Source organism: Aeromonas sp. CD (assembly GCF_033349375.1).
In the GTDB taxonomy this organism is placed as follows: Bacteria; Pseudomonadota; Gammaproteobacteria; order Enterobacterales; family Aeromonadaceae; genus Aeromonas; species Aeromonas hydrophila.
This window is the reverse complement of the sequence record NZ_CP137631.1, coordinates 1,253,965-1,266,330: the sequence shown is the minus strand read 5'-3', so window position 1 is coordinate 1,266,330 and position 12,366 is coordinate 1,253,965. Positions and strand designations below refer to the sequence as shown.

The window sequence follows — 12,366 nt, the reverse complement described above, 5'->3', positions numbered from 1 at the left end:
CCACATTCACAACCAAAAGTTTAGTAAGAAATGGTTTTTGGCCAATTTATCGCACTTTTGGTTACCAATATAGTGATCAGCAACCTCACCCATCAGGACATTCATCCATGAAAAGTACCTATCTGGCCGCCCTGCTGGTCGGTCTGCTGGCCACCGGTGTCAGCCAGGCTGCCGAGAGCAGTTTTATCAACACTCAGCAGAGCGCCCCTGTCAGCGCCACCCTGACCGCGACTCAAGCCCAGCCCGATATCTTCCGGGTCAGCCTGCTCGGCACCGGCACCCCGGTGCCCCAGATCAGTCGCGGTGGCTACAGCACCCTGGTCGAGGCGGGCAACCAGAAGCTGGTGTTCGACTTTGGCCGCAACTCCGCCACCCGCTTGTGGCAGTTGCATATCCCCATCGGCCGGGTCAACGCCTTCTTCCTCACCCACTTCCACTCGGATCACACCAACGGGCTGGCGGATCTCTGGCTGACCGGCTGGCTTCAACCCGCCTATGGCCAGCGCCACGCGCCGATGGAGTTTTACGGGCCCAAGGGCACCGATGCCCTCGCTCACGGCCTGCAGCAGGCCTACGCCACCGACATCACCACCCGGGTCAAGGATGAGGGGACGCCGCTGGACGGGGTGAAGATCAACAGCCACGAGGTGACCGCCGGGGTGGTCTACGACCGGGACGGGGTCAAGGTGACCGCCTTTGACAACGACCACGGGGTCAACATCAAGCCATCGTTTGGCTATCGCATCGACTACCACGGCCACAGCGTGGTGCTCTCCGGCGATACCCGCTATAGCCCGCAGGTGGTGAAAGAGGCCAAGGGGGCCGATCTGCTGGTGCACTGCGTCTCCATGACCTCCGCCGCCCGCATGAAGGCCAACCCGGGCTACCGGGCGATCGCCGGCCACCTCGCCTCTCCCGAGCAGGCAGCCAGGGTAATGAACGAAGCCAAACCGGCGCTGACCGTGTTCAGCCACATCGGCCTCAACGGCCAGCTCGGGGTGAAGGATCTGGCGCAGAGCCTGCGCGCCAGCTACTCGGGCCCCTTCGTCATCGGCAATGACCTGATGCAGATTGACCTGCCCACCACCGCTGCCGGCAAGGGCTACGCCCTCTGGCAGACGGAGAACATCGACAACGCCCAGCCCTGAATCCCGGCCATAAAAAAAGCCGCCTCTTGCGAGGCGGCTTCTTCATTCAAGCGGGTAATCCGTGTTATCAGGCAATCAGCTTGTAGATGATACCGGACATGGCGATCAGGCCGATGATGGTTACGAACACGTTGCTGATGTTGCCAGCGTATTTGCGCATGGCCGGCACCTTGGTGATGGCGTACATCGGCATCAGGAACAGCAGCATCGCGATGATCGGGCCGCCCAGGTCTTCAATCATGCCGAGGATGCTCGGGTTGATGGTGGCGATGGCCCAGGTGGTCAGGATCATGAACACTGCGGTCACTTTGTTCAGTTGCTTGACGTCAACGTTCTTGCCTTTCTCACGCAGGGACTTGGCCATCAGACCGTTCATGCCCTCTTGTGCACCCAGGTAGTGACCCAGGAAGGACTTGCTGATGGCGACCATGGCGATCAGCGGAGCCACGGTGGCGATAACCGGGTTGTCGAAGTGGTTGGCCAGGTAGGACAGGATGGAGATGTTCTGTTCCTTGGCAGCAGCCAGGTCAGCCGGGGAGAGACTCAGTACGCAGCTGAATACGAAGAACATAACGGTCATCACCATCATGACGTGGGCGCCCAGCAGGATGTTGCTGCACTTCTTCTCGGCACCTTCACCGTAACGACCCTTGTTGTCCACCGCGAAGGAGGAGATGATCGGGGAGTGGTTGAAGGAGAAGACCATGACCGGGATGGCCAGCCACAGAGTCTTCAGGAAGTCGCCGTTGAAAGCGTCACCCAGCGCCGGGGCTTCAGTGATGATGGCACCGTTCCAGTGCGGGATCAGGTAGAGCGCCAGGCCCATCAGGGTGATCACGAACGGGAATACCAGCACGCTCATCGCTTTGACGATAACCTGGCCGCCGAGGCGAACGATCGCCATCAGACCCAGGATCAGCGCCAGAGACAGGATGGCACGGGGAGGTGCAGTCATACCCAGCTGGTGCACCATCAGGCTCTCGACGGTGTTGGTGATGGCTACCGAGTACATCAGCAGGATCGGGTAGATGGCGAAGAAGTAGAGCAGGGTGATGAACTTGCCTGCGGTCTTGCCGAAGTGCTCTTCTACTACCTCGGTGATGTCGCCATCACGGGTGGAGCCGGACAGCACGAAGCGGGTCAGGCCACGGTGGGCGAAGAAGGTCAGCGGCAGGGCCAGGACCAGCATGGCAACCAGCGGCCACAGACCACCTACACCGGCGTTGATCGGCAGGAAGAGTACACCGGCACCGATGGCGGTACCGTACAGACCCAGCATCCAGACCACATCGGCCTTGTTGATGCCACGGGAAGACGCATTACTGGCTAAGCTGCCTTCTACTGCAATGTTCATGTCAGACATAGGGGTGTTCCTGTCATCAAGGAAAATAGAAAATTTCTAGTCAACCGGGCGCAATGCCCTGTTCCATCTCCCTGGAACTCCTGCAGTCCATCCCTGTTATTCTCATCCCGTCGGCCCGGCAAGCTGGTCACCACTCCATGTAACAACCAAATTGCAACAAACAAGCCGGCGGGTCATAGGCCCGAGGGCCACAAACGCGTCAGACTTTACAACTCGCTAACACGCTTTTGTTCCGATGCGCTGACTCTAATTAAATCCCCTTAGCGATCACAGTGTTTTTTTGAATTAATCAACCAAAGTTTGACTGGAATCGCCTTTCTGGCGTCAGAGATCACGTTACGAGCCCAATTCTGTGAACAGCCGTTAACAAATAGAGGTAGTTTCACCCGTATCTATATCCTTATGGGTACAACAAATTGCTTACATTCGACTATTTATTGCTCAGGTTGTGCCTCGCCGTCCGCTGACGTACCCTGTTGCTCAACATTTTTTCGCTGAATTAATATGGCCATCACCCGTACCGATCTCGCCGAACTGGCGGTGTTTGCCGCCGTCGCCCGCCACCAGAGTTTCAGCAAGGCCGCCCTCGAACTCGGCGTGTCTGCCTCCGCCCTGAGCCACAGCCTGAAAGGGCTGGAGACCCGTTTGGGGGTACGACTGCTCAATCGCAGTACCCGCGCCGTGGTCCCCACAGATGCGGGTCAGCGCCTGCTGACCCAGTTGCTGCCAACCTTGAGCCATCTGGAGAGTGCACTGGGTGAGCTGGCCCGTCACAGCGACGAACCGGTAGGAAGACTGAAGATCAGCGCGCCGCGCGGCGCCATCGATGAGTTGCTGGCCCCGGTGCTGATCGATTACATGGTGCGTTACCCGCGCATGCAGGTGGAGGTGGTGGAGCAGGAGCTGATGCCGCGCCTCATCGAAGATGGCTATGACGCCGCCCTCTTTTATGGGGATCTGCTGCCCAAGGAGATGATCGGGGTACCGCTCGGCCCGCCCCAGCGTTACCTGGTTGTGGCCGCCCCCACCTATCTGGCCGAACACGGCACCCCGCAGCACCCGCGCGAATTGACCCGGCACGCCTGCATCGGCTATCGGCTCACCCCCTCCCATCACTATCGCTGGGCCTTTGCCGGCGAGGAGGGCTCCATGCTGGAGATCGAAGTGACCGGGCCGCTCACCACCAGCACGCCGGCCCTCTACTTGGGGGCAGCCGAGGCGGGGCTGGGGCTGGCCTACTGTCTGGAAGAGGAGGTGAGCAGGCAGCTGGCCGAGGGCACCCTGGTGAGCGTGCTGGAGCCCTGGTGCCCCACCTTCGTCGGTTTCTCGCTCTTCTATCCCAGTCGCCATCAGCTGGGCAACGGGCTGCGCGCCCTCATCGACATGCTCAAGGGACACTACCAGCCACGCTGATTGATGAATATGGCTCATCAATTCATCAAGTAGAAACCGGATTATCGACAAAAAAATATTAATCTAGACTATCTGCTCGATAATCGAACTCCCCAAGAGAACAGATATGTCTGCCTACTTCACTCTGCGCCAGCGGGCGATGACCCGCCGTTTCTGGGGCTATGCCCTCCCCTCCATCATGGCCATGCTGGTATCCGGCGCCTACTACCTGGTCGATGGCATCTTCGTCGGTCACTACGTGGGGGCCGCCGGCCTCGCCGGCATCAACCTGGTCTACCCGGTCATCATGGTGCTGATCGGTCTCGCCGCCATGATCAGCATGGGGGCGGCCACCGCCATCTCCTTCCAGCAAGGTGCCAGAAATTTCGGCCTGGCCCGCCAGGCGCTGGTCAATGCGCTCTGGCTGCTGGGGCTGCTGGGCGCCGTGGCGCCGCTGCTGCTGCACTACTGGCACGTAGACATCCTGCTGGCACTGGGCATTGAACAGGGTACCGACACCTGGCAACAGGCCAGCGACTACCTCTACTGGATCGGCGGCGGCACCCTGCTGCTGGCCTGCAACCTGGCGGTGCCCTATCTGCTGCGCAACGACGGCCGCCCCCGTCTCGCCATGCTGCTGGTGAGCAGCGGCGCCATCCTCAACATCATCCTCAACTACATCATGGTGGGCCGGCTGGGGCTGGGTCTGATCGGTACGGCGCAGGCCACCCTCATCTCGGAAGGGGTCGTCAGCCTGCTCGGGCTGGGGTATTTCTTTACCCGCCATGCCAAGCTGCGCATAGAGTGGCGCCACCTGGTGCCCGACTTCCCGGCCATGCCGAACCTGCTGTTCACCGGCCTGCCAAGCCTGATCGCCCAGTTCAACCTCGGCCTGCTGCTGCTGCTGCACAACAGCCAGCTGATGGTGCACGGTTCGGTCAAGGATCTGGCCGGCTTCACCGTGGCCGGTTACACCGAGGCGGTGTTCATCGTCATCCTGCAGGGGCTGGCCTTCGGCATCCAGCCGCTGGTCAGTCAGGCGGCCGGCGCCAAACGCCATCGTGACCTCAAGTTCCTGATGGAGATGGGGCTCAAGATCACGCTCGTCTACGGTCTGGCGGTCTGGCTGCTGATCCAGCTGCTGCCGCGTCAGGTGGCCATGCTCTACACCGGCGACCAGGATGGCGAGCTGCTCGCGGCTGCCATCAGCAGCCTGACCCTCAACCTCGGCGCCATTCCGCTGGAGGGGATCATCATGTTCGGCATCGTGCTGCTGCAGTCCATGGCCCGTACCCGCCAGGCGCTGCTCATCTCGGCCGCCAAGACCCTGCTGCTGCTGCCGCTGATCTTCATGCTGCCGCTCTGGTGGGGCCGGGACGGCGTGCTGCTGGCCCAGCCCACCACCGTGGTGTTGCTGACCCTGCCGCTGTGCTGGTTGCTGTGGCGCGAGTGGCGCCGCCTCAAGCTGGCCTGTGCCCCGCTGAGCCGGCCCAATCGCAAACCGCTTGGCGCGCGCCAACAAGTGCAACTGGCCAGGCGCGCCGGCTAAGCGCCGCCATCAGGCCGGCAGCCGGCGGGCACAGGTGCGGATCTCGGGCTCGACCATCGCCTGCTGGGCGGCCACCAGCTGCAGCTCGTAGGCGCCCGCCAGCCAGGTCTGGGCCAGCACCGCATCCACGCTGGCATTGGTGCGCTCGAACGCCGCCACCGGCGTGAAGCCCGCCAGCAGGTTGGCCAGCATGGTGGCGCTCAGCAGATCCCCCACCCCGATGGGCTGACGCTGAAACTCATAGAGGGGGCGCGAGATATGAAACCCCCCCTCTTCGCACACCAGCAGCATCTCGAACCGGTCCAGGCTCAAGCCGGCGCGGCCCAGATGCTTGACCATCACCAGCTCAACTCCCCCGTCACGCAGTTGCTGGCACGCCGCCAGCGCCTCGCTCAGATTGCAGATCTCGCGGCTGGTCAGCTGCTCCAGCTCCAGCAGATTGGGGGCCAGCAGGTCGGCGCAGGCCAGCGCCCGGTTTTTCAGAAAATCGGCGACGCCGGGCGCGACTATGCACCCCTTGTCGGGATGCCCCATCACGGGGTCGCAAAAATAGCGGGCATTCGGATTGAGCGCCTTGAGGTGGGCCACCGCCGCCAGGATCTCCTCCCCCTGCTCGGCCGTGCCGAGATAACCGCTCAGGATCGCATCGCACTGCCCCAGTACGCCGATGTCGGCCAGCCCCGCCATCAGCTGGCGGATATGACCGTTTGGCATCACCATCCCCTGCCAGCCTGCGCTGTACTGGGTATGGTTGGAAAATTGCACCGTGTTGACGGGCCACACCTCCAGCCCCATGCGACGCATGGGAAACACGGCGGCGCTGTTGCCGGCACAGCCGAACACCACGTGGGACTGGATGGAGAGAACTCGCTTCATGCTGACTCGCAAAAAAATGGATGAACCCAGATGGGAAAAACGGGCCTTGCGGCCCGTTGTTGTCACTCTCGCTTAACGCAGCACCTTGACGGTGTAGCTGCCATCGGCCTGACGATAGAGGCCGTGGATGTCGGTCTCGAAGCCCGGGTAGTGGGCCCCGATCTCGCACAGCATCTCGAGGAACTCGAGCACCGGCAGCGAATCCTGAGTCACCATCTCGCCCGGCAGCACCAGCGGTACTCCCGGTGGGTACGGCAGGATCATGTTGGCGCTGATGCGGTCCACCATGTCGCGCAGCGGCACTTCCACCACGTTGCCGGCCAGCTCTTGCTGCCAGGCGGCGTGCGGCGTCATCTTCATCTCCGGCAGTACGTCGAACGCCTTGAACATCAGCTCCGGCAGACGGTACTTGCTGGTCAGCTCGTGAATGCGCTGGGCCAGCTCCTGGATGCGCATCCCTTCGTAGAAGCTCGGGTCTTCGCGATAGAGGCTCGGCAGTATGCTCTTGATGGTCAGGTTCAGGTCATAGCCACGCTTGAACTCGGTCAGGGCGCGCAGCAGCTGCATCGCCTTGGACTGATCGATACCGATGGAGAACAGGAACAGCAGGTTGTAGGGGCCGGTCTTCTCCACCACGATGCCGCGCTCGTCCAGGAACTTGGAGACCAGCGAAGCCGGGATGCCGTTCTCCAGCAGCTGACCATTGCGACCCATGCCCGGGGTCAGCAGGGTGACCTTGATGGGGTCCAGGTACATGTGGTTGTCGTCGATGTCCTTGAAGCCGTGCCAGTCATCTTTCGGATCCAGCTTCCAGCACTCGACGGTGTCGATGTCATCCGGCTGCCATACGTCGAAGAACCAGCCTTCGCTCTGCTCGCGCAGACGCTTGATCTCTTTGCGGAAGGAGATGGCGCGATCGATGGAGTCCTTGATCAGCCGCTTGCCGGTGTTGCCACGCATCATGGCCGCAGAGATCTCGGTGGACGCCACTATGCCGTACTGCGGCGAGGTGGAGGTGTGCATCATGAAGGCTTCGTTGAAGGTCTCTTCCTCCACGTCGCCCTTGATGTGGATCATCGAGGCCTGGGAGAAGGCCGCCAGCAGCTTGTGGGTGGACTGGGTTTCATAGAACACCTTGCCCGGCATCGCTTCGCCGCTCATGCCGCACTTGCCTTCGTAGATGGGGCTGAAGTTGGTGTAGGGCACCCAGGCACTGTCGAAGTGGATGTAAGGGGTGTCCAGCGCCTCCTTGATGAAGCCGGTGTTGTAGAGCAGACCGTCGTAGGTGGAGTTGGTGATCACGGCGTAGCGCGGCGCCTGGGCACCCGGAGTCGCGGCAACCTTGGCGGCGATGGTTTCGCGGCTGAATTCGCTCTGCGGGATGCCGCCCAGAATGCCGTAGGCGTTGCGGGTCGGACGGAAGTAGAGCGGGGTCACGTCGTTCATCATCATCAGGTGAGTGAGCGACTTGTGGCAGTTGCGATCCACCAGCACAGTGCTGCCGGCCGGCGCGGAGTACATGCCGACGATCTTGTTGGCAGTGGAGGTGCCGTTGGTGACGATGTAGGAGCGATCGGCGTTGAAGGTACGGGCGATGTACTCCTCGGCTTCCTTGTGCGGGCCCGAGTGATCCAGCAGGGAACCCAGCTCCGGCATGGAGATGGAGACGTCGGCCTTGAACGCGTTCGGGCCGTAGAAGTCATAGAAGATGCTACCGGCCGGGCTCATCTGGAAGGCGGTACCACCCATGTGACCCGGAGTACAGAAGGTGTACTTGCCCTCTTCCACGTACTTGAACAGCGCCTTGGTGAACGGCGGCAGGATGGCGTCCTGGTACTCCTGGGTGGCCTGACCCATCTTGAGGGCGATGTCGTCGGCCATGCCGAGACGGTACTCGAAGAAGTGCACGTTCAGACGCAGGTCGGTCAGGTGAATGTCCAGGGTGGACTGGTCGTTGGCGAAGGCGAAGATCGGCAGCTTCTCGTTGCGATCGTGGATCTCCTTGCACAGGCCCAGGGAGTATTTGTCCCAGTCGAAGATGGCGCCGCAGACGCGGGGGTTCTTCTCAATCAGTTTCAGCAGATCGGCCACGTCGACCGGATAGACGACCTCGAAACCCTTGCGCTCGAGGGAGGCTTGCAGCTGGCGAATGGGTTCTTCTTTGAAGAAAACGCCCAGGTGGTTGAGGATGGCAATGATGTTCATCGTAATGCTCCACACGTGATGGGGCGCTCTCCATCAGGGATGGTGAGTGAAGAGCGCTCGGAAAAGGAAAACGGAATTAGTGGCTGGTCTGCTCTTTGAGCAGGGCGTCGTGCTGACGCAGACCCTGTTTCTTGGCGTAGAACATCAGGATGATGAGCGACACCACGAAGGTAGCGGTGAGATTGGAACCCTTGGCCCCCATCAGGGCCACCAGGCAGAAGACGCAGGCGACACCGGAGAAGATCATGGCGCCGATACTGCGGGAGGTCATGCCCTCGAAGCGGATCAGGTTAATGCTGGAGTAGAAGTAGGGCAGCATGGTCAGCAGCACCGCATCTGTGGTCAGCACGTTGAAGAGATCGGCGGCGTGGGCGGACTGGGAGGTGAAGGCGGTCAGGCCGACCATCAGCGCAGTCATCTTGAGGGAGCCCAGGATCAGACCCTTCTTGGCGACGCCGTTCTTGTCCACTTCGCCGTAGATTTTCGGGAAGTTGCCGTCGTGGGCGGCACGCTTGCCCGCCTCGCCCACCAGCATCATCCAGGAACCCAGCGAGGTGAAGCAGGCCAGCGCGGTGAAGGCGGAGACGAACGGCGCGGACCAGCTGCCGAAGATGGCGGAAGAGGCCATGGCAAACGGCGCACCGGAGGCAGCCACTTCACCGGCCGGGAACATGCCGCTGATCACCTGGGTGGAGAGGATGTAGATGACGCCAGCGATACCGGTGCCCAGCATGGTGGCGAGCGGTACGGTGCGCTTGGGGTTCTTCACCATGCCGGAAGAGACGGCGGCGGACTCCACGCCCACGAAGGACCAGAGGCAGATCAGCACGGCGCTGATGACCGCATGCAGGTCGCTGCCGCTGGTGGTGTTCCAGTTCTGGCTGTAGACGGTGGCATCAAAATGGCCCCAGCCCATCACGGCAGTACCCACTACCGGCAGCAGGATCAGCACCAGACCCAGAGTACAGAGCCGGCTCACCCAGCTGCCGCCAAGCAGGTTGACGAAGGTGAAGATCCAGACAGCGGCGATGGTGGCCGCGGCGGCCGGGATAGGGCTGTTGAGAATGGGGAAGAAGACGGAGAGGTAGGAGACGCCGGTAATGGCGATGGCCAGGTTGCCGATCCAGTTGGCGTGGTAGTAGAGCACACCGGTCTGGAAACCGAACACCGGAGAGATCTCGCCGGCGTAGGCGATGGGGCCGCCTTCTTGCGGGTTCTTGGTGGCGAGGCGGGCAAACACGAAGGCCAACCCCATGGCGCCGACCAGGCAGATGGCCCAGCTGAACACAGAGATGGAACCTATGGTGGCCAGGGCCGAGGGCAGCAGTGCAATACCGCTCCCCATCATGTTGCCGGCCACCACACCTGTACAGGCGACAAGGCCGATCTTCTTGCTCGTATCTAGGGACATAAAATCTCCGGGTCGATATTAAGGCATCAAACACACGCTTGGCGAAGCCTCCCGCCAACCAATGGCCACAGACTAGGCTCCTCGGCCCCGGAAAACATAAAGACCAGCTAAGGGATAAAAACATGAGTGAACTTTTTCGACCGGGCGGCCGAAATAGAGAAAAACACTTTAAAAACAAACAACTGGCAAGTGTGCCATCGAGCGCCTTGATAAAACCTTGATATCGGCCACCCCCTTGATGTGGCCAATGAGCGCCATTCGACACGCCTTGATATTTTTCTGAGGGACGCCACGGCATAAAGCGCGTCATTCATGACCCAACGAGTCCGGCCATGTCCGGCAGACGAGTTCGCACGGCCCCTTTTGCTAAACGTTTTTGCTCTTCCCTCTGCCGTGGGCACGCTATCGCCTTCGGCCGGCAGCGCCTTGCCAATGCCCGGCCGCTGCAACAGGCACCGGCTGGCGACCACAACCGCGCCGCGCTCCAGGCTCAAGACAATATCAAGACTCAGATCGAGCACCTTGAGTGCCCACAAGACGGTAAACACCGGCACCAGCTCGGCTGGTTCAGAGGTTCAGAGGTTCAGAGGTTCGATGCTGGCGCCAAACCTGCACGGGGCAGACCTGGGATGGGGATGGGTACGGCTGAGAGATGATGTCAGGCGACGCACCCGCCGGCGGCCCTAGGCAACCGGCGGTGAGCGCCGCCTTGGCGACAGGGCCGGGATGGCCCCGGCAGGAATCAGAACAGCTTCACCTTGCTCTGGCCAAGGGCATTGAACAGGGCCGGGGTGAGGGTTTCCATGTTGCTGTAAAAACCGAGCTGCTGGCAGAGCAGATAGGTCTGCTCGGTCGCCTCCATCAGGAAGGCCTGGCTGTAGGCATCCCCCGCCGCCTCGGGGCGACCATCCAGCTCGGCCAGCTTGCCGCGCAAAATGTGATAGAGCACGGAGCGGCCCCGGCTGGCGGCCTCGGCCAGCAGGCGGGTAGCCTCCTGCTGCTGTCCGTTCAGGATCGCCTGCAAGGTGAGGGCCTCCCAGACCCGGGCCGGCAGGGCGGCCTGATCCCGTACCACGCTGGCCAGATGGGCACCGATGCCCTGCAGGCGCTCGCTCTGGGGCGTCCCCGTCAGGGTCGCCAGCGCCTCCCCGGCCAGATAGCGCTCCGCCAGCAGCAACGGCTGATCCGGCTGACTGGCCAGCGACTTGTCGAGCAGCTCGACACCCCGTCTGAGGGCCACCGGATCCTGGCTGTTGATGTAGTAGTGCGCCTCCATCATGGCCATCAGCGCCCCGTCATCCGTCGGCCAGCCCATGCCGGGCAGCACGTCAGGCTGGTCGAGGGCGCGCAGCAGATCCTGGCTGCTCGCCTGCAACACCCCGTGCACGTTGTGACGGCTGAGCTGGTACTGGTGGCTGAACAGCACCCGGTTGGTGTTGATGTTGCGGTACTCCAGATCGAGATAGGTGCCCCCCGGCTGGCGGGAGACCCGCACGCTCAGCTCCTTGCCGGGCAGGATGCCCCCCATCAGGGTGTTGGCACCATACTGCACCCGCAGCGGTGTGGCGGCGGCTACCTCCCCCATCAAGGCGCGGGTGATGCCGTCCGCCAGGCGCACGTTCTCGTTGCTGCCATCCATGCCGGAGTGAAAGCGAAATACCAGCAGATCGGGATCCAGCATGGAGTGCACCTGGGGGCTGGCGTGCTGATAGCTGAGCAGGCTGACGATGGAGACCAGGATCACCGCGACGAAAACATCGAAGCCGATCATCTTCCAGCGGCTGCGGCCATCCTGGGCGTGGCTCGAGATGGCCCGGGTCAACGGGCCGGCCGGGAAGGGGGCCGCGGTGACCACGGCCTTGGCGTCCTCCTCCGCCAGCGGCGGGCTCGAATCGCTCTGGATCTCGTCGCCGGCTGGCGCCATCACCACCGACACCACTTGCAGCGGCCGCACCGGCGCCACCAGCTTGTAGCCGCGCTTGGGCACGGTGACTATGTAGTCGGCGGCATCGTTGCGGCCGTCTTTGAGGATCTTGCGCAACTCGAAGATGGACTGGGTCACCACCTGATCGGTCACTTCGGCGCCATCCCACACCTCGTTGATCAGGCAGTCGCGCCCAAATACCGTGCCGGCGTTGCTGGCCAGGAAGCGCAATAGATTGACCAGCCGGGGCTCGAGGTAGACCTCGCGGTCGGGACGACACAGCATGTTGTCGTCGACGCTCAGGGTCCAGTCATGGATCTCAAAAACCGATTCGCTCATGATTCACTCGCTGCAGATGGAGACGATGCACGATGAGAGTGACGTAACACCGGGGCGGCTGGACGCAGCAGGGTGCTGCACAAGACTGGGCCGCCGGGAAGGTGAACATTCCTGTGAGTCAGGCCGAGCTGGCCTGTTTACGTCCGCAGAGCGTCCTTG

Annotated in this window: 9 protein-coding genes; 3 read left to right on the top strand and 6 right to left on the bottom strand. The window is 61.9% G+C overall.

Annotation, left to right across the window (positions count from 1 at the left end):
- The first annotated feature begins 107 nt into the window (after positions 1-107).
- Positions 108-1,148 carry an MBL fold metallo-hydrolase gene (locus tag R2E40_RS05910; protein WP_318164985.1) on the top strand — a complete coding sequence of 347 codons (1,041 nt, stop codon included), beginning with the start codon at positions 108-110 and terminating at the stop codon, positions 1,146-1,148.
- A gap of 67 nt (positions 1,149-1,215) precedes the next feature.
- On the opposite strand, the gene R2E40_RS05905 is transcribed toward R2E40_RS05910, so the two are convergent.
- The gene (locus R2E40_RS05905) at positions 1,216-2,511 is read right to left on the bottom strand and encodes an HAAAP family serine/threonine permease (protein ID WP_024946034.1); all 1,296 of its coding nucleotides are present in this window, start codon (positions 2,509-2,511) and stop codon (positions 1,216-1,218) included.
- Positions 2,512-3,015: 504 nt separating this feature from the next.
- Between R2E40_RS05905 and R2E40_RS05900 the strand changes: the two genes are divergently transcribed.
- Together R2E40_RS05900 and R2E40_RS05895 are read left to right on the top strand one after the other, a co-directional pair.
- Positions 3,016-3,924 carry a LysR substrate-binding domain-containing protein gene (locus R2E40_RS05900; RefSeq protein ID WP_318164984.1) on the top strand — a complete coding sequence of 303 codons (909 nt, stop codon included), beginning with the start codon at positions 3,016-3,018 and terminating at the stop codon, positions 3,922-3,924.
- Between the two features lie 106 nt (positions 3,925-4,030).
- Positions 4,031-5,452 (top strand): MATE family efflux transporter, encoded by a 1,422-nt coding sequence (locus R2E40_RS05895; RefSeq protein ID WP_139388971.1) that lies wholly within the window; start codon positions 4,031-4,033, stop codon positions 5,450-5,452.
- 9 nt (positions 5,453-5,461) lie between these two features.
- Here R2E40_RS05895 and pdxY read toward each other — a convergent pair whose 3' ends face one another.
- From pdxY to cadC, 5 genes are all read right to left on the bottom strand, one after another.
- A complete protein-coding gene (pdxY, locus tag R2E40_RS05890; protein ID WP_318164983.1) occupies positions 5,462-6,328 on the bottom strand; it encodes a pyridoxal kinase PdxY in 867 nt (288 codons plus the stop codon).
- Positions 6,329-6,400: 72 nt separating this feature from the next.
- Positions 6,401-8,533 (bottom strand): lysine decarboxylase CadA, encoded by a 2,133-nt coding sequence (locus R2E40_RS05885; RefSeq protein ID WP_065476253.1) that lies wholly within the window; start codon positions 8,531-8,533, stop codon positions 6,401-6,403.
- A 76-nt stretch (positions 8,534-8,609) separates the two neighbouring features.
- The gene (gene cadB, locus R2E40_RS05880) at positions 8,610-9,944 is read right to left on the bottom strand and encodes a cadaverine/lysine antiporter (RefSeq protein WP_024946039.1); all 1,335 of its coding nucleotides are present in this window, start codon (positions 9,942-9,944) and stop codon (positions 8,610-8,612) included.
- A 107-nt stretch (positions 9,945-10,051) separates the two neighbouring features.
- Positions 10,052-10,492 (bottom strand): hypothetical protein, encoded by a 441-nt coding sequence (locus tag R2E40_RS05875; RefSeq protein WP_318164982.1) that lies wholly within the window; start codon positions 10,490-10,492, stop codon positions 10,052-10,054.
- 194 nt (positions 10,493-10,686) lie between these two features.
- Positions 10,687-12,207, bottom strand: coding sequence for a lysine decarboxylation/transport transcriptional activator CadC (gene cadC, locus R2E40_RS05870; RefSeq protein WP_318164981.1), 1,521 nt, complete (start codon positions 12,205-12,207; stop codon positions 10,687-10,689).
- Between the last annotated feature and the right edge of the window lie 159 nt (positions 12,208-12,366).